The sequence below is a fragment of the Streptomyces mobaraensis NBRC 13819 = DSM 40847 genome (genome assembly GCF_017916255.1).
In the GTDB taxonomy this organism is placed as follows: Bacteria; Actinomycetota; Actinomycetes; order Streptomycetales; family Streptomycetaceae; genus Streptomyces; species Streptomyces mobaraensis.
In genome coordinates this window covers 5768886-5792122 of record NZ_CP072827.1, presented here as the reverse complement: position 1 = coordinate 5792122, position 23237 = coordinate 5768886, and the positions used below count along the sequence as shown (strand labels likewise).

General features: G+C 74.3%; 18 protein-coding genes. 11 read left to right on the top strand and 7 right to left on the bottom strand.

Annotated features, from left to right (window positions below; translation table 11 throughout):
• The first annotated feature begins 136 nt into the window (after nt 1-136).
• A complete protein-coding gene (locus J7W19_RS25035) occupies nt 137-1738 on the top strand; it encodes an alpha/beta hydrolase (protein WP_004950060.1) in 1602 nt (533 codons plus the stop codon).
• A 73-nt stretch (nt 1739-1811) separates the two neighbouring features.
• On the opposite strand, the gene hemQ is transcribed toward J7W19_RS25035, so the two are convergent.
• Nucleotides 1812-2528 carry a hydrogen peroxide-dependent heme synthase gene (gene hemQ / locus J7W19_RS25030; RefSeq protein WP_004950062.1) on the bottom strand — a complete coding sequence of 239 codons (717 nt, stop codon included), beginning with the start codon at nt 2526-2528 and terminating at the stop codon, nt 1812-1814.
• Between the two features lie 5 nt (nt 2529-2533).
• A complete protein-coding gene (gene hemG, locus J7W19_RS25025) occupies nt 2534-3961 on the bottom strand; it encodes a protoporphyrinogen oxidase (RefSeq protein WP_004950064.1) in 1428 nt (475 codons plus the stop codon).
• Between the two features lie 175 nt (nt 3962-4136).
• Here hemG and J7W19_RS25020 point away from each other — a divergent pair, with 175 nt between their 5' ends.
• The 4 genes from J7W19_RS25020 to pcaG all read left to right on the top strand — a co-directional run bounded on the left by J7W19_RS25020 (nt 4137) and on the right by pcaG (nt 7858).
• Nucleotides 4137-5330, top strand: a complete 1194-nt coding sequence (locus J7W19_RS25020) for a thiolase family protein (protein ID WP_004950066.1) — start codon at nt 4137-4139, stop codon at nt 5328-5330.
• Nucleotides 5331-5364: 34 nt separating this feature from the next.
• A complete protein-coding gene (locus J7W19_RS25015) occupies nt 5365-6564 on the top strand; it encodes a 4-hydroxybenzoate 3-monooxygenase (RefSeq protein ID WP_004950068.1) in 1200 nt (399 codons plus the stop codon).
• Nucleotides 6565-6647: 83 nt separating this feature from the next.
• Complete coding sequence (gene pcaH, locus J7W19_RS25010; protein WP_004950069.1) at nt 6648-7334, top strand: protocatechuate 3,4-dioxygenase subunit beta; 687 nt, start codon at nt 6648-6650, stop codon at nt 7332-7334.
• Nucleotides 7334-7858, top strand: coding sequence for a protocatechuate 3,4-dioxygenase subunit alpha (gene pcaG, locus J7W19_RS25005; protein WP_004950072.1), 525 nt, complete (start codon nt 7334-7336; stop codon nt 7856-7858). The genes pcaH and pcaG overlap by 1 nt, the downstream gene beginning before the upstream one ends.
• 17 nt (nt 7859-7875) lie before the next feature.
• Here the strand turns inward: pcaG and hemE are convergent, their stop codons facing one another.
• Entirely contained in the window at nt 7876-8931 is a 1056-nt protein-coding gene (gene hemE, locus J7W19_RS25000) for a uroporphyrinogen decarboxylase (protein WP_004950074.1), read from the bottom strand.
• Nucleotides 8932-9031: 100 nt separating this feature from the next.
• Between hemE and J7W19_RS24995 the strand changes: the two genes are divergently transcribed.
• The 5 genes from J7W19_RS24995 (at nt 9032) to J7W19_RS24975 (ending at nt 15652) form a co-directional block, all read left to right on the top strand.
• Entirely contained in the window at nt 9032-9679 is a 648-nt protein-coding gene (locus J7W19_RS24995; RefSeq protein ID WP_040891379.1) for a DUF3000 domain-containing protein, read from the top strand.
• Nucleotides 9680-9928: 249 nt separating this feature from the next.
• Complete coding sequence (locus tag J7W19_RS24990) at nt 9929-10588, top strand: response regulator transcription factor (RefSeq protein WP_040891381.1); 660 nt, start codon at nt 9929-9931, stop codon at nt 10586-10588.
• A gap of 75 nt (nt 10589-10663) precedes the next feature.
• Nucleotides 10664-11941 carry a ribonuclease D gene (locus tag J7W19_RS24985; protein ID WP_078588168.1) on the top strand — a complete coding sequence of 426 codons (1278 nt, stop codon included), beginning with the start codon at nt 10664-10666 and terminating at the stop codon, nt 11939-11941.
• A 370-nt stretch (nt 11942-12311) separates the two neighbouring features.
• Nucleotides 12312-13526, top strand: a complete 1215-nt coding sequence (locus J7W19_RS24980) for a thiolase family protein (RefSeq protein ID WP_004943743.1) — start codon at nt 12312-12314, stop codon at nt 13524-13526.
• Nucleotides 13523-15652, top strand: a complete 2130-nt coding sequence (locus tag J7W19_RS24975; protein WP_004943740.1) for a 3-hydroxyacyl-CoA dehydrogenase NAD-binding domain-containing protein — start codon at nt 13523-13525, stop codon at nt 15650-15652. The genes J7W19_RS24980 and J7W19_RS24975 overlap by 4 nt, the downstream gene beginning before the upstream one ends.
• A gap of 284 nt (nt 15653-15936) precedes the next feature.
• Here the strand turns inward: J7W19_RS24975 and J7W19_RS24970 are convergent, their stop codons facing one another.
• The gene (locus J7W19_RS24970) at nt 15937-17013 is read right to left on the bottom strand and encodes a PLL family lectin (RefSeq protein ID WP_004943737.1); all 1077 of its coding nucleotides are present in this window, start codon (nt 17011-17013) and stop codon (nt 15937-15939) included.
• Between the two features lie 135 nt (nt 17014-17148).
• Here J7W19_RS24970 and J7W19_RS24965 point away from each other — a divergent pair, with 135 nt between their 5' ends.
• A complete protein-coding gene (locus tag J7W19_RS24965; protein ID WP_004943734.1) occupies nt 17149-17571 on the top strand; it encodes a PIN domain-containing protein in 423 nt (140 codons plus the stop codon).
• 31 nt (nt 17572-17602) lie between these two features.
• On the opposite strand, the gene J7W19_RS24960 is transcribed toward J7W19_RS24965, so the two are convergent.
• The 3 genes from J7W19_RS24960 to dxs form a co-directional block, all read right to left on the bottom strand.
• Entirely contained in the window at nt 17603-19114 is a 1512-nt protein-coding gene (locus J7W19_RS24960) for an ArnT family glycosyltransferase (RefSeq protein WP_004943732.1), read from the bottom strand.
• A gap of 124 nt (nt 19115-19238) precedes the next feature.
• On the bottom strand, nt 19239-20753 hold the full coding sequence (locus J7W19_RS24955; RefSeq protein ID WP_004943729.1) for an amino acid permease: 1515 nt from the start codon (nt 20751-20753) through the stop codon (nt 19239-19241).
• 344 nt (nt 20754-21097) lie between these two features.
• Nucleotides 21098-23086, bottom strand: coding sequence for a 1-deoxy-D-xylulose-5-phosphate synthase (dxs, locus tag J7W19_RS24950; protein ID WP_004943726.1), 1989 nt, complete (start codon nt 23084-23086; stop codon nt 21098-21100).
• Nucleotides 23087-23237 lie beyond the last annotated feature (151 nt).

The window sequence follows — 23237 nt, the reverse complement described above, 5'->3', positions numbered from 1 at the left end:
CCCACCCGGGGCCGGGGCGGGGGCGGGGGCGGGGCCCATCGGGCCCAACTCCCCCGACATCTCCCCCCGGTGCTTTACTTCGCCGATCCGTGTATCGAATATCCCTTTTGTCGCAATTAGATATGAAGGGACGCCCGTGCGCGCAGTCGCCCTCTACGGAACCGTCGGATCCCTCCTCCTCACCGGCCTCACCGCCGTCACCTCCGCTCCGGCCGCCCACGGCACCGAAGCGCTCCTCTCTCCCACGGCCCCCACGGCCCCCTCCGCCGCCGACAGCCCCGCCGAGGCCCGCGGCGTGGTGCTCGCGGCCGAGCGGGCCGCGGCCAAGGGCATCACGTTCGGGGCCTGCCCGGCCGCCGAGGGCCTGCCCGCGCCCGTGGAGTGCGGCACGTTCTCCGTCCCGGTGGACTACGCCCACCCCAACGGCAAGCACATCAGTCTCACCGTCAGCAGGGGCCACGCCACCGGCGACCGCTCGGCCCGGCAGGGCGCGCTCGTCTTCAACCCGGGCGGCCCCGGCGGCTCCGGGATGATCTTCCCGCTGCTGGCCGGTCTCCCGGCGTGGAAGAGGCTCGCCGAGGCGTACGACTTCATCGGCTACGCGCCGCGCGGCGTCGGCCGCTCCGCGCCGCTCTCCTGCGTGGACCCGGCCCGCTTCGAACGCGGCCCGAGCGACGCCCCCGAGCACCCCTCCGCCGCGTACAAGCGGCAGCGCATCGCCCAGGCCAAGGCGTACGCGCGGGGCTGCCTCCGCAAGGCCGGCCCCGACCTCAGGCACTTCACCAGCCGCAACAACGCCCGCGACCTCGACGTCCTGCGCGCCGCCCTCGGCGAACGGCGGCTCAACTTCATCGGGGCGTCGTACGGGACGTACTTCGGCGCCGTCTACGCCACCCTCTTCCCCGGGCACGTCCGGCGCATGGTCTTCGACAGCGTCGTCAACCCGTCCCCGCGGAAGATCTGGTACCGGAACAACCTCGACCAGTCGGCCGCCTTCGAGCGCCGCTGGTACGACTGGCGGCGCTGGGCGGCCCGGCACCACAACGTGTACCGCCTGGGCCGCACCGAACACGAGGTGCTGGCCGCCTACCACAAGGCCGCCGACCGGCTGCGCCGCCGACCGGCGGGCGGGAAGGTCGGACCGGCGCAGCTCCAGGCCCTCTTCCTCAAGGCCGGCTACACCGACACCGCCTGGGCCCGGGCGGCGCGGGCGCTCGCCGCGTACCTGCGCGGTGACGAGGGGCAGTTGGTCGCGCTCGCCGGCGGTGCCTCCGGGAGCGTGGCCGCCGAGAACGGCAACGCCGTCTACACGGCCGTCGAGTGCAACGACGCGTCCTGGCCGCGCGACTGGTCCCGGTGGAACCGCGACAACGACCACCTCGCCCGGCGGGCGCCGTTCGAGACGTGGAGCAACGCGTTCATGAACCTGCCGTGCGCCTACTGGAAGGCGCCGCGGCAGCGGCCGTTCGAGGTGGGGACGGCCCGCAGAGCGCTGCCGCCCGTCCTGCTGCTGGCCGCCGAACGGGACGCGGCCACCCCGTACGCGGGCGCGCTGGAGCTGCTGCGCCGGTTCCGCGGCTCGGCGGCCCTGGTCACCGAGCGGGACGCGGGGACGCACGGGATCGGCGGCGGGCCGAACGCCTGCGTCAACGGGTACTTCGAGAAGTACCTGCTCACGGGTGAACTGCCGGTGCGGAACGCGACGTGCGCGGGGCGCCCGGAGCCGCAGGCCACCTGACCCCGGGCAGGACGCGAACGGCCGCCGGCCGGGCTCGAAAGGCCCGGCCGGCGGCCGTTCTCCGTCGCCGGGCTCAGGCCAGCCCGGCCACCAGGTCCGCGACCGCCTTGCGGCGGCCGGTGAAGAACGGGACCTCCTCGCGGACGTGCATCCGCGCCTCGGACGCCCGCAGGTGGCGCATCAGGTCGACGATCCGGTACAGCTCGTCGGCCTCGAAGGCGAGGATCCACTCGTAGTCGCCGAGCGAGAAGGACGCGACCGTGTTGGCCCGGACGTCCGGGTAGCCGCGGGCCATCTTCCCGTGGTCGGCCAGCATGCGGCGGCGGTCCTCGTCGGGCAGCAGGTACCAGTCGTACGAGCGGACGAAGGGGTAGACGCTGACGTACTCGCGGGGGGTCTCGTCCGCGAGGAACGCCGGGATGTGCGACTTGTTGAACTCGGCGGGGCGGTGCAGCGCCATGTTCGACCACACCGGCTCCAGGGCGCGCCCGAGGCGGGTGCGGCGGAAGCGGCTGTAGGCGCTCTGGAGCGCGTCCGAGGTCTCCGAGTGCCACCAGATCATCACGTCGGCGTCGGCCCGGAGTCCGGAGAGGTCGTACGTGCCGCGGACGGTGACGTCCTCCTTGGCGAGGGCCGCGAACAGCTCCTCGACCTCCTCCGCCCAGCCGGAGCGGTCCTCGGGGAGCACGTCGCGCAGCTTGAACACCGACCAGAGCGTGTAGCGGATGACCTCGTTGAGGTCCTTGGCCTTCTTGCCGGCGTTCGGGATCTTCTGGGCGTCAGTCGTCATGCCCCCTATTGTCCCCCCGCGTCCCGGGCGCCCCGCGGCAGGGTGGCCAACAGCTCCTCGGCCGCGCGGCGGGCGCCGCCGACGCAGGCCGGGATGCCGACGCCGTCGTAGGCCGCGCCGCAGACCCGCAGCCGGGGCAGGACCGCGACCCGCTCGCGGACCCGCGCCACCCGGTCGAGGTGGCCGACGGGGTACTGCGGGAGGCCGCGGTCCCAGCGGGTGACGCGGCCGGCGATCGGCGTGGCGTCCAGGCCGACGGCCTCGTGGAGGTCGGCCAGCGACAGCTTGACCAGGTCGGCGTCGTCGCGGTGCAGGTCGTCCTCGTCGCCATGGCGGCCGAGGGAGGTGCGCAGGACGAAGACGTCGGGGTCGGCGGCGGCGATCCAGCCCCACTTGTTGCTCGCGAAGGTGGACGCCTTGATCCGCCGGCCGTCGCCGGGCGGCACGAGGAAGCCGCTGCCCGCCGGGAGCCCGGCGACGTCGGGGCGGCGGAAGGCCAGGGTGACCAGGGCCATGGAGGCGTACTCGACCTCGGCCAGGTCGGCCGCGGCGGAGTCCGCGGTGCCGGCGAGCAGCCGGGCGGTGGCGGGCGCGGGCGTGGCGAGGACGACGCCGTCGGCGGCCAGGTGGGCGTCGCCGAGGTCGAGCCGCCAGCCGTCGGCCGTCCGGTGCAGGCCGGCGACCGGGCTGCCGGTGCGGATCTCGCCGCCGGCCGCGCGGACGGCGTCGGCGGCGGCGAGCGGCAGCTGCCCGATGCCGCCGTCGATGCCGGCGAAGACCGGGCCGGGGTTCGGCGGGGCGGCGGCGATCAGCGCGCGGACGCCCTCGGTGAGCGAGCGCCGGCCGCGGGCGGCCTCGAAGAGGGTGGGGACGGCGGCGCGCATCGAGGTGCGGTAGGCGTTGCCCGCGTAGACGCCGCCGAGCAGCGGTTCGACGAGCCGGTCGACGACCTCGGGGCCGAACCGCTCGGCGACGTAGGCGCCCACGGCGACGTCCTCGCCCGGTTCGGTGGGCGGCAGCTCCGCCTCGCGGGCGGCGGCGGCCAGGCCGTCCGGCGAGAGGACCCCGGAGGCGGCGAGCGCGTCGAGGTCGCCGGGGACGCCCATCACCTGGCCCTTGGGCAGCGGGCGGAGGCCGTCGCGGGTCCAGATGCCGGCGGTGGCGGTGGCCGGCGGCTGGAGGCGGTCGCCGAGGCCGACGGCGCGGGCGAGCGCGACGCCCTCGGGGCGGCGGGCGAGCATCGACTCGGCGCCCAGGTCCACAGGGACGCCCGCGATCTCCCCGGCGAGCAGCTTGCCGCCGACCCGGCCGGAGCCTTCCAGGACCGTGACGCGCGCACCCCCCTCCAGCAACCGGAGGGCGGCGGCCAGTCCGGAGATCCCGCCGCCGACGACGGCCACGTGGGGTGCGCGGGTGTGGGCTTCGCTGCTCATGGGCTCACTGTCTCAGACGGCGCCGGGCCGCCGCCCCGCACCCCATTGACATGCGGCGGGGAGCCCGCCAAGACTCTCGACCGAACGGTCAGTCGGTGCTTCCGGGGGCCGTTCGCCGAGCTCCGCCGCCCGTTCGGCCCTTCCCGCCGACCGCCCGACCGCTTACGGAGACCGCATGAACGACCGCATCCGCGACGTCTACGTCGTCGACGCCGTCCGCACCCCCCTCGGCCGCTACGGCGGCGCGCTCGCCGGCGTCCGCCCGGACGACCTGGCCGCCCACGTCGTCCGGTCCCTGGTGGCCCGGGCGCCCGCGCTCGACCCGGCGCGGATCGACGAGGTGGTGCTGGGCAACGCCAACGGCGCGGGCGAGGAGAACCGGAACGTCGGCCGCATGGCCGTCCTGCTCGCGGGGCTGCCGGTGACCGTCCCCGGCTCGACGGTCAACCGGCTGTGCGCCTCCGGCCTGGAGGCCGTCGTCCAGGCGTACCGGGCCATCGCCGTCGGGGACGCGTCGGTGGTGGTGGCGGGCGGCGTGGAGTCGATGAGCCGCGCGCCCTGGGTGCTGCCCAAGCCGGACCGCGCCTTCCCGGCCGGCCACCAGGAGCTGTACTCGACGACCCTCGGCTGGCGGATGACCAACCCGGCGATGCCCGAGCGGTGGACGGTCTCCCTGGGCGAGGGCGCCGAGCTGATCGCCGACAAGCACGGCATCTCCCGCGCCGACCAGGACGCGTACGCCCTGGCCAGCCACCGCAAGGCGGCCCGCGCCTGGAAGGAGGGCGCGTTCGCCGACGAGGTGGTGTTCCCGCCGGACGTGGAGCTCGCCCGCGACGAGAGCATCCGCGACGCCACGTCGGAGGAGGCCCTGGCCCGGCTGAAGCCCGCGTTCCGGCCGGAGGGCGGTACGGTCACGGCGGGCAACTCCTGCCCGCTGAACGACGGCGCGGCGGCCCTGCTGCTCTGCGACGAGGAGGGGCTGCGGGCGACCGGCCGGGAGCCGCTGGCCCGCGTCCGGGCGTCCGCCGTCACCGGCACCGAGCCCGACCTGTACGGACTGGGCCCGGTCGAGGCGGTCCGCCGGGCCCTGGCCCGGGCCGGCCGGTCCTTCGCCGACCTGACACACTTCGAGCTCAACGAGGCGTACGCCGCGCAGGTGCTGGGATGCTTCGCGGAGTGGCCGGAGCTCGACCCCGCCCTGGTGAACCGGCACGGCGGGGCACTGGCGATCGGGCACCCCCTGGGGTGCTCCGGCGCCCGGCTCGCCGGTACGGTGGCCCATCAGCTCGCGGCGGCCGGTTCCGGTACCGGGGTGGCGGCGCTGTGCATCGGCGTGGGGCAGGGGCAGGCGCTGGTGCTGGAGCGCTGATCCGCCCCTCCGCATATCGAGAGGCGATCCCCGCATGCGCACCACCGTCGGCATCATCGGAGCCGGCCCGGCCGGACTGCTGCTCGCCCGGCTGCTGCGCCGGGCGGGCGTGGACTGCGTGGTGCTGGAGGCGCGCGACCGGGAGTACGTCGAGCGGCGGCAGCGGGCCGCGCTGCTGGAGCAGGGCGCGGTGGACGTGCTGCGGGCCTGCGGCGCGGCGGACCGGCTGGACCGGGAGGGCGTCCGGCACGACGGCTTCGAGCTGCGGCACCGCGGGCGGCGGCACCGGTTCGGGGTCGCGGCGCTGACCGGTGGCCGGGCCAACACGCTCTACCCGCAGACCGAGATCGTCAAGGACCTGATCGCGCTGGTGACGGCCGACGGCACGCCCCTGCTGTTCGACTCCCCGGTGACCGCGGTCGAGGGACTCGACGGCGACCGGCCGGTGCTCCGGTACACGCGCGACGGCGGGGAGGAGACGCTGGAGTGCTCCTACGTGGCGGGCTGCGACGGCTCGTTCGGCGCCGCCCGCCGGGCGCTGCTCGCCACGGGGGCGGCCCGGCTGCACGAGCGCGGGTACCCGTACGCGTGGCTGGGCGTCTTCGCCGACGCGCCGCCCGCCTCCGACGAGCTGATCCTCTCCGGGCACGAGCGCGGCTTCGCCCTGCACAGCATGCGGTCGCCGGAGGTCTCCCGGCACTACCTCCAGGTCCCGGCCGGCACCGCGCCGGAGGACTGGCCCGACGACCGGATCTGGGCCGAACTCGACGCCCGGCTGGCCGTCCCCGGCAGCCCCCTCCACCACGGCCCGGTGACGGCCAAGTCCGTGATCCCGCTGCGCGGCCAGGTCGTCGAACCGATGCGGTACGGGCGGCTGCTGCTGGCCGGGGACGCCGCGCACCTCGTCCCGCCCACCGGCGCCAAGGGCCTCAACCTGGCCTTCGCGGACGTCGTCACGATGGCCCGGGGCCTCGCCCACCGGCGGCGGACCGGCTCGACCGCGCTCCTGGACCGCTACTCGGAGCTGTGCCTGCGCCGGGTGTGGCAGGTGCAGGAGTTCTCGCACGCGATGACCCTGCTGCTGCACGCGGCACCGGACACCGACGCCGCCACCGACGCCTACGAGCACCGGCTGCGCACGGCCCGGCTCGACCGACTGACGGCCCCCACCGCGGCGGCGGCCGAGTTCGCGGAGAACTACGCGGGACTGCCGATGGACGCGCCTCTGATCTGACGGGGCGGCCGGGGGCCGCGGCTCCCGGCAGCCGGTGGCCGCCCCCTGGGTAACCCGGCTCCGCCGCTGGGTAGCCACAGCCCATGACGCCCCTCGACGCCCTCCCGCCACCGCCCCCGTACCAGGGCATACCGCAGCGCAGACCGCAGCAGCCCCCGCTGTCCCTGTTATGCGATCCCGACGCGGTCGAACTCACCGGCCCGGTCTTCGGCCCCGCCGACGTGGACCCCGGCGACGCCGATCTGACGCGCCGCCACCCGGGCGAGCCGATCGGCGAGCGGATCACGGTCGCCGGGCGCGTCACGGACCGGCGCGGCCGGCCCGTGCGCGGCCAGCTCGTCGAACTGTGGCAGGCCAACGCGGCGGGCCGGTACGCGCACCCGGACGACCGCCACCCCGCCCCGCTGGACCCGAACTTCACGGGCGCGGGCCGCTGCCTCACCGACGGCGAGGGCCGCTACCGCTTCGTCACCATCAGGCCCGGCGCGTACCCGCTCGACGGCCGGTCGGCCGTCTGGCGCCCGGCACACCTGCACTTCTCGCTGTTCGGCACGGCCTTCGCCCAGCGGCTGGTGACCCAGATGTACTTCCCGGGCGACCCGCTGCTCGCCCACGACTCCATCGCCCGCGCGGTCCCCGAACCCGCCGCCCTCGACCGCCTGATCGGCGCCTACGACCCCGCGCTGAACGTCCCGGGCCACGCCCTGGGCTACCGCTGGGACGTCGTGCTGGACGGCCCGGCCGCGACCTGGACGGAGGGGAGCCGCTGATGGCGTCCGGCACACCGCCGCAGACGGTCGGCCCGTACTTCGGCGCCGCCCTGCCGTACCCCGGCGGCGGCGACCTCGCGCCCGCCGGGCACCCGGAGGCGGTCACCCTGCACGGGTACGTCCTCGACGGGGACGGCGCGCCGGTGCCCGAGGCGCTGCTGGAGTTCTGGCAGCCGGCCCCGGACGGCTCCCGCGCGGGCGCGCCGGGCAGTCTGCGCCGGGACGGGGTGACGTTCACCGGTTTCGCCCGCGTGGCGACGCGTGGCGACGGGCACTACGCGCTCCGCACCCTGCCGCCGGGCGGGGTCCCGTATCTGGCGGTGTGCCTGCACGTACGGGGGCTGCAGCGGCACCTGTTCACCCGGGCGTACCTCGCCTCCCCCGCGGACGACCCGCTGCTCGCGGCGGTCCCGGAGGAACGGCGGGGCACCCTGCTGGCCGTCCCCGAGCCGGGCGGGCACCGCGCGTACCGCTTCGACGTACGGCTCCGGGGCCCGGGGGAGACGGTCTTCCTGACGGTGTGAAACCTGCCGGCCGCCCGCTAGCGCGCCGTCCGCTCGTGCACGAACTCCACCAGGCGGGTCAGCGCGGCCGGGTCCGTGGTGGGCAGGACGCCGTGGCCGAGGTTGAAGACGTGCCCCTCCAGGCCGCGGGCGGCCTCCAGGACGTCGGCCGCCTTGGCCTCCACGGCCTCGCGCGGGGCGAACAGCACGGCCGGGTCCAGGTTGCCCTGGATCGCCTTGCCGGGGCCGACGCGCCGGGCGGCCTCGTCCAGCGGCACCCGCCAGTCGGCGCCCACGACGTCCGCGCCCGCCTCGCCCATGAGCCCGAGCAGTTCGCCCGTCCCCGCGCCGAAGTGGATGCGCGGCACGCCGTAGCCGGCGACGGCGTCGAAGACCTTGGCGGAGGCCGGCATCACGTGCCGGCGGTAGTCGGCCGGGGCCAGGGCGCCGACCCAGGAGTCGAAGAGCTGCACCGCGGAGGCACCCGCCTCGATCTGGATCTCGAGGAAGGCCGCGGCGATGTCCGCGAGCCGGTCCAGCAGGTCGGCCCAGAGCTCCGGGTCGCCGTACATCAGGGCCTTGGTGTGCTCGTGGTTGCGCGAGGGGCCGCCCTCGACCAGGTAGCTGGCCAGGGTGAAGGGCGCGCCGGCGAAGCCGATGAGCGGGGTGGCGCCCAGCTCGGCGGTGAGCATCCGGACGGCCTCGGTCACGTACGAGACGTCGCCGGCGTCCAGCGGACGCAGTTGCTCCAGGTCGGCGCGGGTGCGGATGGGCCGCTCGACGACCGGGCCGACGCCGGGCTTGATGTCGAGGTCGATGCCGATGGCTTTCAGCGGCACCACGATGTCGCTGTAGAAGATCGCGGCGTCCACGTTGTGCCGGCGCACCGGCTGGAGGGTGATCTCGGTGACCAGCTCGGGCCGCATGCAGGACTCCAGCATGGGGATGCCCTCGCGGACCTTGCGGTACTCGGGGAGCGAGCGGCCCGCCTGCCGCATGAACCACACCGGCGTGTGCGGCACGGGCTCGCGCCGGCACGCCCGCAGGAACGCCGAATCGTATGCCGCGCCGCGGCCCGTCTGCTGCTCGCCCATCTCACTCATGCCCCAAATCTTCGCACGGGCCGAACGAGTGACCCGCGCATGTGGGTGTCCCTACCCGGAACCGGCGGTCGTTCCGCCTAGTCTTCCGGGCATGGCTGCGGCGCACGGACACCACGAGGACGGTCCGGACGACGTGGGTGGGGAGGGTTCCCCGTCCGTCTTCCGGCAGGCGGTCGCCGGGCTGCAGGGCGTGCTCCTGCGGCCCGAGATCGAACTCGACGCCACCCCGCCGCCCCAGCGGCTGGCCCCCTTCTCCTACGCGCTGGAGGCGGCGGTCGTGGTGGACGACGAGGAACTGGCGGACGGGCGGCTGATCCTGCTGCACGATCCGGCCGGGCACGACGCGTGGGGCGGGACCTTCCGCCTGGTCACGCTGGTGCACGCGGATCTGGAGGAGGAGATGGCGGCGGACCCGCTGCTGCCGGAGGTGTGCTGGTCCTGGCTGACCGGGGCGCTGGAGGCGCGCCGGGTGCCGTACGCGGCGCCGAGCGGCACGGTGACGCGGGCCGGCTCGCACTACTTCGGGGGCCTGCGGGAGCGTCCGCCGTCCACGCAGATCGAGATCCGCGCGTCGTGGTCGCCGATCGAGCCGGGCGGGCAGGGGGCCGTCCCGGACACGGCGGCGCACCTGTCGGCCTGGTGCGACCTGCTCTGCCAGATCGCGGGGCTGCCGCCGGGCGGAGCGCCGGAGGCCGGGATCGTGACGCTGCCGCAGCGGCGGGGGCCGCAGAGCCGCTGACGGCGGGGGTACGCACAGGGGGTGCCGCGCCGGGGGCCGGGTCCGGCGTGCGCCGACACGGCCATCGGGGTGATCACCGGGGCGATCACCCTCAGGCCGGAATTGCCCGAATTGTTACTCATCAATTCGTGATCATTCCCTAAAGCCGGGCGGTTTGTCTGCCGAAGGGACTTGTGACCCTTCCCGTACGGATCGCCCCGGCTTACCCAAAAGTCGGCACCCGTCCCCGCCACTCCCTCTGGAGGCCTGGTGTCCGTTCTCCTTGAGCAACCTGCGAGCCTCGCCTACCGCCCGACGAAACCGACGGCCATGGTCGTCGTCGCCGACCCCCGCGTCCGCTCCACCGTCACCCGCCACCTGTGGGCCCTGGGGGTGCGGGACGTGATCGAGGCATCGTCCATCGCGGAGGCCCGCCCCCGCATCGGCAGCCCGCGCGACATCTGCGTCGCCGACGTCCACCTCCCCGACGGCTCCGGCCTCACCCTGCTGTCCGAGACCCGCGCCGCGGGCTGGCCCAACGGGCTCGCCCTCTCCGCCGCCGACGACATCGGCGCCGTGCGCAACGCCCTCGCGGGCGGCGTCAAAGGCTATGTCGTCACCGGAACCCGCACCAACCTCGGCGTACCCGGCCGCCCCGGGCTCTCCCCGATCGGCGCGGCGGCCGCGCGGATGCAGCGCCGCCCACCCGGCGCGCCCGGCCACCCCGGCGGCTACCGCGAACTGTCCGGCCGCGAGGTCGAGGTCCTGCGGCTGGTTGCGGAGGGCCAGTCGAACAAGGCCATCGGCGTCTCGATGGGCCTCTCGGCACTCACCGTCAAGAGCCACCTCGCCCGCATCGCCCGCAAGCTGGGCACCGGCGACCGGGCCGGAATGGTCGCCGTCGCCCTGCGCACCGGCATCATCCACTGACCGCACCCGCCCCCCGCGCCCGCCGACGGAACGTTCCGTCGGCGGGCTTCCGTCATCCCCGGATACCCTTGACCGGTGACCGACGCCCAAGACACCGCAGCAGACCCACCACTGCGAACCACCGGGGGCGGCCCCCCGGACGACGTCGAACCGGCGCCGATCCCTTTGCTGGAACCACGTGAGGGCATCCCGCCGGTCGTCGCCGACCGCGACGCCCTGGCCGCCGTCGTCGCCGCCTTCGCCGGGGGCCGCGGGCCCGTGGCCGTCGACGCCGAGCGCGCCTCCGGCTACCGGTACGGGCAGCGCGCCTACCTCGTCCAGCTCCGCCGCGAAGGCGCCGGCTCGGCCCTGATCGACCCCGTCGGCTGCCCCGACCTCTCGTCGCTCGGCGAGGCCATCGGCGACGCCGAGTGGGTCCTGCACGCCGCCACCCAGGACCTCCCCTGCCTCCGCGAGATAGGGATGACACCGGCCCGGCTGTTCGACACCGAGCTGGCCGGACGGCTCGCCGGGTTCGCGCGGGTGGGACTCGGCGCCATGGTCGAGAACGTCCTCGGCTACGCCCTGGAGAAGGGCCACTCGGCCGTCGACTGGTCCACCCGACCGCTGCCCGAGCCCTGGCTGCGCTACGCCGCGCTCGACGTGGAGCTGCTGATCGACCTGCGCAACGCGCTGGAGAAGGAACTCGACCGGCAGGGCAAGCTGGAGTGGGCCCGCCAGGAGTTCGACGCCATCGCCGCCGCGCCGCCCGCGCCGCCGCGCAAGGACCCCTGGCGGCGCACCTCCGGTATGCACAAGGTGCGCCGGCGCCGGCAGATGGCCGTCGTCCGCGAACTGTGGACCGCGCGCGACCAGATCGCGCAGAAGCGCGACGTCTCGCCGGGCAAGGTGCTCGGCGACGGCGCGATCATCGAGGCCGCGCTCAACATGCCGGCCAACGCGCACGCGCTGGCCGCGCTGCCCGGCTTCGGGCCGCGGATGAGCCGCCGTCAGCTGGAGCAGTGGCAGGCGGCGGTGGACCGGGCGCGGGCCGTCCCGGAGTCCGAACTCCCGCAGCCCGGCCAGCCGCTGACCGGGCCTCCGCCGCCGCGCGCCTGGGCGGACAAGGATCCCGTCGCGGCGGCTCGCTTGTCGGCGGCGCGGGCCGCTGTGTCGGCGTTGGCTGAGCGGTTGACGATGCCTCAGGAAAATGTGATCACGCCGGATACGGTGCGGCGGGTTTGCTGGGAGCCGCCGCGGGATCTTTCGCCGGAGGCCGTCGCGGCTGCCCTCGCCGGGCATGGGGCTCGGCCCTGGCAGGTGGAGCAGGTGACGCCGGTGCTTGTCCGCGCGCTGCGGGAGGCTTCGGCCTGAGGGGGGTTGCCCCGGTCCCGCCCCTTCACCATTTCCTGCGGGGGCAAGCCCCCGCGCCCCCGAAACCGCGCTCCGCGCGGTTGTCCTCGAACGCCGGACGGGCTGAACGTGCCACCTCAGGCACGTTCAGCCCGTCCGGCGTTCGAGGACGAGCGGCGGAGCCGCGACAAGGGGGTCTGGGGCGCAGCCCCAGGAAGCGGCGAAGGGGCGGGACCGGGGCACAACCCATCAGATGTGACCTTCGCCGCTCCCGCCGGAGGGGCTGTGCAGCTTGGTTACCCGTAAGTAGCATGAGGTTGTCAGCCCGCACCGCGGCGGAGCCGTATCGGCATGCCCGCGCGCAGCGATCCGCACCTGGAGGAGAGCCAACGTGCCTCGTACCGCTAGGGACGTCGTTTTCGTCGACGGCGTCCGCACACCGTTCGGCAAGGCGGGCCCGAAGGGCATCTACCACGAGACCCGCGCCGACGACCTCGTCATCAAGTGCATCCGTGAGCTGCTGCGCCGGAACCCGAACCTGGACCCCGCCAAGATCGACGAGGTCGCCATCGCCGCGACCACGCAGATCGGCGACCAGGGTCTGACCCTGGGCCGTACGGCCGGCATGCTCGCGGGCCTGCCGCAGACCGTGCCCGGCATGTCCATCGACCGGATGTGCGCCGGTGCCATGACCGCCGTGACGACCGTCGCCGGCGGCGTCGCCTTCGGCGCGTACGACATCGCCCTGGCCGGTGGCGTCGAGCACATGGGCCGGCACCCGATGGGCGAGGGCGTCGACCCCAACCCGCGCTTCCTCTCGGAGAAGCTGGTCGACGAGTCCGCCCTGGTCATGGGGATGACGGCGGAGAACCTGCACGACCGCTACCCGCAGCTCACCAAGGAGCGCGCGGACGCCTACGCGGTCCGCAGCCAGGAGAAGGCCGCCAAGGCGTACGCCGACGGCAAGATCCAGGCCGACCTCGTGCCGATCTCCGTGCGCCGGACCACGCCCGAGGGCGGGGAGCTGGGCTGGGGCCTGGTCACGGCCGACGAGCCGATGCGCCCGGGCACCACGATGGAGGGCCTGGCCAACCTCAAGACGCCGTTCCGCCCGCACGGCCGGGTCACCCCGGGCAACGCCTCGGGCCTCAACGACGGCGCCACCGCCTCGCTGATCGCCGCCGAGGACGTGGCGCGCGAGCTGGGCCTGCCGGTCCGGATGCGGCTCGTCTCGTACGCCTTCGTCGGCGTCGAGCCCGAGGTCATGGGCTACGGCCCGATCCCGGCGACCGAGAAGGCCCTCGCCAAGGCCGGTCTGACGATCGACGACATCGGCCTGTTCGAGCTCAACGAGGCCTACGCCGTGCAGGTGCTCGCGCTCCTGGACCACTACGGCATCGCGGACGACGACCCGCGCGTCAACCAGTACGGCGGCGCGATCGCGTTCGGCCACCCGCTGGCCTCGTCCGGCGTCCGCCTGATGACCCAGCTGGCCCGGCAGTTCGAGGAGCAGCCGCACGTCCGCTACGGCCTCACCTCGATGTGTGTCGGTCTCGGCATGGGCGGCACGGTCATCTGGGAGAACCCCCACTGGGAGGGCAAGTGAGCACCACCACCGAACTGTTGAAGGGTGCGGCCGAGCTGTTCCCCGGCGAGGTCGTCACACAGGCGCACGTGCGCCACTTCGACCTCCCGCTGGGTGCCGGCACGTTCGCGCTGATCACGCTGGACAACGGCCTGGACCACACCAAGCCGACCACCTTCGGCCCGCAGTCGCTGGCCAACCTGGACGCGGCGATCGACCAGGTCGAGGCGGAGGCGAAGGCCGGGAAGATCGTCGGCGTCGGGGTCACCGGCAAGCCGTTCATCTTCGCCGTCGGCGCCGACCTCAAGGGCGTCGAGCTGCTGAAGACCCGTGAGGACGCGCTGGCCATCGGCAAGGGCGGGCACGACGTCTTCAAGCGGCTGTCCTCGCTCGCGGTGCCCACCTTCGCGTACTACAACGGCGCGGCGATGGGCGGCGGCGTCGAGGTCGGGCTGCACTGCTCGTACCGGACGGTGTCGAAGGCGATCCCCGCCTTCTCGCTGCCCGAGGTCTTCCTCGGGCTGCTGCCCGGCTGGGGCGGCTGCGTCCTGCTGCCGAACCTCATCGGCGCGGACCGCGCGGTCTCCGTCATCATCGAGAACTCGCTCAACCAGAACCGGCAGCTCAAGGGCAAGCAGGTCTTCGAGCTCGGGATCGCCGACGCGATCTTCGAGGGCGCGGACTTCCTCGAGCAGTCGCTGGCCTGGACCGCCGCCGTGCTCAAGGGCGAACTCCAGGTCTCCCGCCCCGAGGTGGACCGCGGCGAGGCGTGGGACGCGGCCGTCGAACGCGGCCGGGCCTTCGCCGACTCCAAGGTGCACGGCGCCGCCCCCGCCGCCTACCGCGCGCTGGAGATCATCTCCGCGGCGAAGAACGGCGACCTGCGGCAGGGCTTCGAGGCCGAGAGCGAGGCGCTGGCCGACCTCATCATGGGCGACGAACTGCGCAGCGGCATCTACGCCTTCAACCTGGTGCAGAAGCGCGGCAAGCGCCCGGCCGGGGCCCCGGACAAGTCGCTGGCCCGCCCGGTCAACAAGGTGGGCGTCGTCGGCGCCGGTCTGATGGCCTCGCAGCTGGCGCTGCTGTTCGCCCGCCGCCTCGAGGTGCCGGTCGTGCTGACCGACATCGACCAGGAGCGCGTCGACAAGGGCGTGAAGTACGTCCACGACCAGATCGACATGCTGCTGCTCAAGGGCCGGATCAACCAGGACAAGGCCAACCGCCTCAAGGCCGCGGTGACGGGCTCCCTCGACAAGGCCGCCGCCTTCGGCGACGCGGACTTCGTCATCGAGGCCGTCTTCGAGGAGATGGGCGTCAAGCAGCAGGTGTTCGCCGAGGTCGAGGCGGTCGTGCCGGAGCACGCCATCCTCGCCACCAACACCTCGTCGCTGTCCGTCAGCGAGATGGCGTCGAAGCTGAAGCACCCCGAGCGGGTCGTCGGCTTCCACTTCTTCAACCCGGTCGCGGTCCTGCCGCTGCTGGAGATCGTGCGCGGCGAGCGGACCGACGACGCGGCGCTGGCCACCGCGTTCGCCGTGGCCAAGAAGCTGAAGAAGACCGCGGTGCTGGTGAAGGACGCCCCGGCGTTCGTCGTCAACCGCATCCTGGTCCGCTTCATGGGCGAGATCCAGAACGTCATCGACGAGGGCACCCCGGTCGCCGTCGCCGAGAAGGCCGTCGAGCCGCTCGGTCTGCCGATGTCGCCGCTGGTGCTGCTGGAGCTGGTGGGTCCGGCGATCGGTCTGCACGTCTCCGAGACGCTGGCCGGCGCTTTCCCCGACCGCTTCAAGGTCTCCCCCAACCTGGCCGCCGTGGTCAAGGCGGGCAAGCGCGGCTTCTACGTCCACGACTCCGGCAAGCCGGAGCTGGACCCCGAGGTCGCCGCGCTCCTGAAGCAGGGCGACACCGTCCTGACGGAGGAGCAGGTGCGGGCGCGCGTCCTGGAGGGTGTCGCCCAGGAGATCGGGCTGATGCTGTCCGAGGGTGTCGTGGCGGAGGCTCAGGACATCGACCTGTGCCTGATCACCGGCGCCGGGTGGCCTTTCCACCTGGGCGGTGTGACGCCGTACCTGGACCGGGAGGGCATCTCGGAGCGGGTCAACGGCAAGCGGTTCCTTGAGCCGGGGGTCGCGAGCGTGCCGGCGTAACACGCCGGGGTTTTGCGCCGGGGGCCGTGCGGACGCAGTTTCCGTGCGGCCCCCGGCCGCGTTGGGGGTGCCCCGGTCCCGCCCTTTCTCCGTTTCTTGCGGGGGCAAGCCCCCGCACCCCCTGAAACCGCGCTCCGCGCGGTTGTCCTCAAACGCCGGACGGGCTGATATAGCCCGTCCGGCGCTTGAGGACGAGCGGCGGAGCCGCGACAAGGGGGGTCTGGGGGCGCAGCCCCCAGGAATCGGCGAAAGGGCGGGTCCGGGGCACCGCCCGCCGCAGGCGACTACACCCGCACCCAGCGCCCCAGCGCCAGCCCCGCCTCGTCCTTCTGCCGCGAGACGCACAGCCCGCCGTCCGGCGCGAAAGCGGCCAGCACCACCCGTCCCAGCGCGTCGAGGGCCATCGCGGGCGCGCCCACGCACGCCTCGCCGGTCTTCGACCAGAACGCGCCCGCCTTCTCGTCGCCCGTCGGGTAGGCGGCGACGGCCGGCAGGCCGGACGCCGTGCGCTGGGCGAGGACCGTGCAGTCGTGGCCGTCGATGGTGGTGCGGAGGGCGGCGACGGGGCCGGTGCCCTCGTCGTCGGAGGAGCCGAGGGGGACGGGGGTGACGTCGTCCTCGGGGTCGCCCACGGCGCGGGTGTGGACGCGGAGGGCGGAGTCGGCGGCGTCCCGCCAGAAGTGGCTGACGCGGCCCTCGCCGGCGTCGAGGCAGGCGGCGGAGCCGGCCAGCGGTGTGGCCGGGATGTTGCGGACCCGCTTCAGCGGCCCGCCGGGCTCCTCCTGCCGCCAGCTCTGGACGCTGCCGTCGCAGGGGGCGAGGAGTTCGGCGCGCCCGTCCTCGGTGACCGTCGTGGCGAGGGAGTCGAGGACGTTGCTGCCCTTCATGTCCGTCCAGGCGCCCCAGACGCCCTTGGCGTCCTGGCGCCGGCCGCAGACGCCGCCGCCCGCGTTCCGGAGGAAGACCTGCGGGCCGTTCTTGTCCACGACCGCGGCGGGGGCGCCGATGCGGGCGGCGCGCTCCTGGTCCTGCCCGTAGGGGGTGCCGATGGAGCGCCAGGGCGTCAGGGCGCGGCCCGGCTGGAACTGCGTGGCGTAGACGACGTCCGTCTCGGTGCGGCCGTCGTCCGTCTCGCGGGTGCGGACGCCGAACAGGTACACGTACCCCTGCGGGGTGCGGCAGAGCGAGAGGTGGGGCTCCAGGCCGGGGACGGTGATCCGCTCGGGGCCCGTCCAGCCGGGGCCGCCGGGGGCGGTCTCGGTCCAGCGCAGCAGGCCGTTGGCGGCGGGAGCGTAGGCCGTGAGCCGGCCGTCCTGTCCCCGCAGCAGCCAGCCGGTCGTGGGGGTGGCCGTCCGTGCCATGACTCGCTGCCAGCCTCTCTCTGCCCCAATTCCGCGTCGCGCGGAGCCGTTTCACCGGCGATTTCCGACCCCCGACAATAACATTGCGCAGGTGAGCGCATTCCGGTTCGTACCCGGCGTGCGAGCCTGGTCGGTATGAACGCCGGTAGGACAGCAGCCGAAGCGGCCGATCCCGGGCCCCTCCTCCTCGTCGACGCGGCCAACGTCGTGGGCAGTGTGCCCGACGGCTGGTGGCGGGACCGCCGCGGGGCCACCGAGCGGCTGCGCGACGCCCTGGTCCGGTACGCGTCCGACGGGCTGCCGGACGTCGTCCCGCCGCTGCCCGGCCCGCTGGACGTCGTCCTGGTGGTGGAGGGCGCGGCGCGCGGGACGGAGCCGGTGCCGGGGGTGCGGGTGGAGGCGGCGGACGGCAGCGGGGACGACCGGATCGTCGAGGTGGCGGCCGGGGAGCGGGCCCGGGGGCGGCGGTGCGTGGTGGCGACCGCCGACCGGGAACTCCGGGAGCGGGTCGCGGCGCTGGGCGCGGAGACGGTGGGGCCGCGGACGGTACGGCCCTGACGGCCGGCCGCGGCCGTGCGACGGCGGCGGCTCACCGCCGCGCGTACAGCACCGCCCCCTCCACGCTGCCCACCCGCGCGTAGCCGCGCCGCAGGAAGGCCCGGAGCGTGGGCACCCGGGCGACCGCGTACGGCCGGCCGCGGGAGTCGTCCACGACCAGGGCCGGTGGGCGCGCCCGGAGTTCGCGGCGGAGGACGGGCCAGCCGCCCGGTACGCCGTACGCCTCGCCGACGGCCGAGGCGTCCCGGCCGCCGCTGTAGTTGGTGAGCAGTCCGGCCGTCAGGAAGCGGCCGGCGGGCGGGCGGCGGGCGAACCAGTACTGCTCGGGGTGCATGCCCCAGATCAGCACGGGTTCGGCGGGGGCGGTACGGGCCCGTACCGCGTCCGCGACCCGTAGCGAGTGCGGCAGTTCGGGCGGGGTGACGACCAGTCCGGCGGTCAGGAAGGCGGCGCAGGACAGGGCGCTCAGTCCGGCGGCCACGCGCCGCGCGGCCTCGGGGAGGGCGTGCAGGGCCGCGGTGGCCAGCAGGGTGAGGGGCGGGATCAGCTGGAGGTAGTAGTGGCCGAAGAAGTGGAAGCCGGTGGTGACGGCCACCGCCGAGGCGATCAGCCACAGCCACAGGTCGGGCGGCGCGAACCGGCGGCGGGCCAGCAGGAGGAGGCAGACGGGCGCCAGCAGGCCCGCGCAACTGGTGCTCAGGACGGCGGCGTTGGTGAGGGCGCGGGCGGCCGAGGCGCCGACCGTGCCGTCCACGGAGGCGTACGTGCCGGAGCCGGTCACGCACCAGAACAGCAGCCGGGCCGGGCCGCACGCCCAGGCGACGGCGGCGACGGGCAGGGTGAGCCCGGCCGCGAGGGCGGCCGTGCCGCGGCGGACCCGTCCGTCCGGCGGGCCGGGGCGGGCGGTCCAGAGCAGCAGCAGGACGGGCGCCAGGACCGCTCCCCCGGTCTGCTTGGTGAGCAGGGCCGCCGCCGTGGCCAGGCCGGCCCGGCCCCAGCGGCCGCGGTCGGCGCACCACATGGCGGCGGCCGTCCACGGCACGGCGAACACCTCGAAGGTGGCGGCCTGCGCGTCCTCGGGCTCCAGGCCGATGGAGACCAGCAGGTAGAGCACCCCGGCCGTGCGCCCGGCGCACGCGCCCCAGCGGCGGCGGGCGAGCGAGGCCAGCAGCACGGCCGTCAGCAGCTGGGCCGCCACGGCGAGCCCCTTGACGGGCAGCAGCGAGCCGTCGCCGAAGGCGCGGAAGCACGCCTCGTACAGCCAGGGCAGCAGGGGCGGCTTGCGGTCGACGACGGTGCGGTAGAGGACGGCGCCCTGGGCGAGCATCCGGGCCTGTGTGGCGAGGAAGCCCTCGTCCGGGTTCCACAGCGGGCGGAGGAAGGACGGCAGCCGGGTGGCGAGGGCCAGGGCGGTCAGGACGGGCAGCAGGCCGGTCCAGAACGGCAGCCCGCGCCGGGGGGCCGTGGACGACGGCTCCGCGCTCGCGCGGGGACGCGGGACGGCGGCGGGAGCCGGGACGGCGACGGGCTGGACGGCGGGCATGCGGCCAACCTAGGGGTCGGTCTGTTCCGGCGGCGGGTGACATACGGGGTCGTCGGGGAGGAATCGGGGCGGGGCGGGAGGGGCGGGATCCCGCAGCCCCGTTCCGGAAGTCCGGAAGGCCCCCTCACCGTCGCGCCGCCTCCGCCGCCACCCTGCTGTGCCGCTTCCCGTACGCGAAGTAGACGACGACGCCCAGCGCCATCCACACGGCGAACCGCAGCCAGGTCTCCGCCGGCAGATTGAGCATCAGCCAGAGCGAGGCCAGCACGGACAGCACCGGCACGGCGGGTACGAAGGGGGTGCGGAAGGCGCGCGGCAGGTCGGGGCGGGCGCGGCGCAGCAGGATGACGCCGAGGGCGACGACGATGAAGGCGAAGAGGGTCCCGATGTTGACCAGCTCGGCCAGCACGTCGATGGAGGTGAACCCGGCGACGACGGCCACGATGCCGCCGAGGAGGAGCGTGGAGCGGTAGGGCGTGCCGAAGCGGGGGTGCACGGTGGAGAAGACGCGCGGCAGCAGCCCGTCGCGGCTCATCGCGAAGAACACCCGGCTCTGCCCGAGCAACAGGATCATGCACACGGCGGTGAGACCGACGGCCGCGCCGAAGCTGATCAGCCCGGCCCAGAAGGGCTGCCCGGCGTCCTTGAAGGCGTCGGCGAGCGGCGCGTCGACGGAGAGGCGGGTGTACTTCTCCATGCCGGTGACGACGATGGACACGGCCACGTACAGCACCGTGCAGATGGCGAGCGAGCCGAGGATGCCGCGCGGCACGTCGCGCTGCGGGTTGTGGGTCTCCTCGGCGGCGGTGGCGACGATGTCGAAGCCGATGAAGGCGAAGAAGACGACCGCGGCGGCGGAGAAGATGCCCATGACGCCGAACTGCGAGGGCGTGAAGCCGAAGAGGAGCTGGGAGAGGGGGGCGGCCAGGCCGCTGCCGCCGGCGGTGCCCTGGGAGGGCGGGATGAACGGGTCGTAGTTGGCGCCGCTGACGAAGAACGATCCGGCGATGATGACGAGGAGGACGACCGTCACCTTCACGCCCACCACCACGGCGGTGACGCGTGACGACAGCTTCATCCCGGCGATCAGGATCCCGGTGAGCACCAGCACCAGCAGGCAGGCGAGGAGGTCGAAGCCGAAGTCGCCGTGGTGCGGCCCGGAGAGGGCGGCGGGGAAGTGCCAGCCGGCGGTGTCGAGCAGCGAGCGGATGTAGCCGGACCAGCCGACGGAGACGACGGCGCAGCCCAGCGCCAGCTCCAGGATGAGGTCCCAGCCGATGATCCAGGCGGGCAGTTCGCCGAGCGAGGCGTACGAGAAGGTGTACGCGGAGCCGGCCACCGGGACGGTGGAGGCGAACTCGGCGTAGCACAGCGCCGCCAGCGCGCAGACGATGCCGGCGAGGACGAAGGACAGGGCCACGGAGGGACCGGCGGTCTCCTTGGCGACCTTGCCGGTGAGGACGAAGATGCCGGTGCCGATGACGACGCCGACGCCGAAGACGGTGAGGTCGAGGGCGGAGAGGGACTTCTTGAGGACGTGTTCCGGTTCCTCGGTGTCCCGGATGGACTGCTCCACCGTCTTGGTCCGGAACACCCCGCTCCTGCCGCGGTCGTTCCGGGTCGGTCGCTCCGTGGCCATCGGCCCACCTCCACCAGTCGCGGCTCGCGCCGCCCCGCGTCGTCCCTGAACTGAGCGAGTGTCCGCGATGTCCGGCGCCGGGCCCGGGGGGCCACAGCCTGCCCGCGCCGGATTCACCCGATGGAGGGCGGTCGGGGGTACGGGCGAGGGCCGGCCGGACCACCCCGGGAGGATGGTCCGACCGGCCCTCGTCGGGGTCCGGTGGCCGTGTCGGTCGCGGCCGGTCGCGGTCGGCTGCGCCGGTCGCGGTCAGCCGCGTCGGTCGCGGTCAGCCGCGTCGGTCGCGGTCAGCCGCGTCGGTCGCGGTCGGCTGCGTCGGTCGCGTCGGTCGCGGCCGGTCGCCGTCAGTCGCGGGCAGCCTCAGCGGCCTCGGCGGGCTCGCCCGGCTCGTCCGCGCCCGGGAGCACGGCGGCCTCGGCGGCCTCCGTGACGCCGCCCTCGACGGACGTCCCGTCGAGCTTGGCGACGAGGCCGGTGACCTGGCGGGCGATGTCCGGGGCGGTCAGCCCGATCTCGGCCATGACCTCCTTGCGGGAGGCGTGGTCGAGGAAGCGCGGCGGGATGCCGAAGTCGCGCAGCGGCAGGTCGACACCGGCGTCGCGGAGCGCCTGGGCGACGGCCGAACCGACGCCGCCCACCCGGCCGTTGTCCTCGACGGTGACGACGACGCGGTGCTCCCGCGCGAGGCCGGGCAGCGCCTCGTCGACCGGCTTGACCCAGCGCGGGTCGACGACGGTGGAGGAGATGCCCTGCTTGTCGAGGAGGTCGGCGATCTCCAGGCACATCGGGGCGAGCGCGCCGACGGAGACGATCAGGACGTCGGCCCGGTCGGTGCCGTCCGCGGGGCGGCGCAGCACGTCCATGCCGCCGACCCGGCCGACGGCCTCGACGGCCGGTCCGACCGTGCCCTTGGAGTAGCGCACGACCGTGGGGGCGTCGTCGACCTCGACGGCCTCGCGGAGCTGGGCGCGGACCTGGTCGGCGTCGCGCGGGGCGGCGATCCGCAGGCCGGGGACGACCTGGAGGATCGACATGTCCCACATGCCGTTGTGCGAGGCGCCGTCGTCACCGGTGACACCCGCGCGGTCCAGGACGAAGGTGACGCCGCACTTGTGCAGGGCGACGTCCATCAGGACCTGGTCGAAGGCGCGGTTGAGGAAGGTGGCGTAGACGGCGAAGACCGGGTGCAGGCCGCCGGTGGCCAGGCCGGCCGCGGAGGTGGCGGCGTGCTGCTCGGCGATGCCGACGTCGTAGACGCGGTCGGGGAACTCCTTGGCGAACTTGCCGAGGCCGACCGGCTGCATCATCGCGGCGGTGATCGCCACGATGTCCTCGCGCTCGCGGCCGAGCGCGACCATCTCGTCGCCGAAGACGGACGTCCAGCTGGCGCCGGACGCGGAGACCGGCAGGCCGGTGTCGGGGTGGATGACGCCGATGCCGTGGAAGCGGTCCGCCTCGTGCTGCTCGGCGGGCTGGTATCCGCGGCCCTTCTCGGTGAGGCAGTGGACGATCACCGGGCCGTTGAAGCGCTTGGCGCGCTGGAGGGCGGACTCCAGGGCCTCGATGTCGTGGCCGTCGATGGGGCCGACGTACTTCAGGCCGAGGTCCTCGAACATGCCCTGGGGGGCGATGAAGTCCTTGAGGCCCTTCTTGGCGCCGTGCAGCGTCTCGTAGAGCGGCTTGCCGACGACCGGGGTGCGCTCCAGCAGGTCCTTGCCGCGGGCGAGGAAGCGCTCGTAGCCGTCGGTGGTGCGCAGGGTGGCCAGGTGGTTGGCGAGGCCGCCGATGGTGGGGGCGTAGGAGCGCTCGTTGTCGTTGACGACGATGACGAGCGGGCGGTCCTTGGCGACGGCGATGTTGTTGAGCGCCTCCCAGGCCATGCCGCCGGTGAGGGCGCCGTCGCCGATGACGGCGACGACGTGCCGGTCGTCGCGGCCGAGCACCTGGTTGGCCTTGGCGAGGCCGTCGGCCCAGCCGAGCACGGTGGAGGCGTGGCTGTTCTCGATGACGTCGTGCTCCGACTCGGCCCGCGAGGGGTAGCCGGAGAGGCCGTCCTTGGCCCGCAGCCGGGAGAAGTCCTGGCGGCCGGTGAGCAGCTTGTGCACGTACGCCTGGTGCCCGGTGTCGAAGAGGACCTTGTCCTTGGGCGAGTCGAAGACGCGGTGCAGCGCGATGGTGAGCTCGACCACACCGAGGTTGGGGCCGAGGTGGCCACCGGTCTTGGAGACGGCGTCGACGAGGAAGGTGCGGATCTCCGCGGCCAGCCGGTCGAGCTGCTCGGGGCTCAGCCGGTCAAGATCGCGCGGTTCCCTGATGCGGGTCAGCAGGGCCACCCGTGCCTCCTTAAGCTGTCGAGCTTTTGCCGGTCGGTCGAGTCTAATCTTCCGCTTGGCATGGCGGTGAACGGGTGAGGGGTTGTTTGTCACCCGGACGGCCGGTGGCACCGCCTGCGGCGGGCTGTGCCCCGGTCCCGCCCTTTCGCCG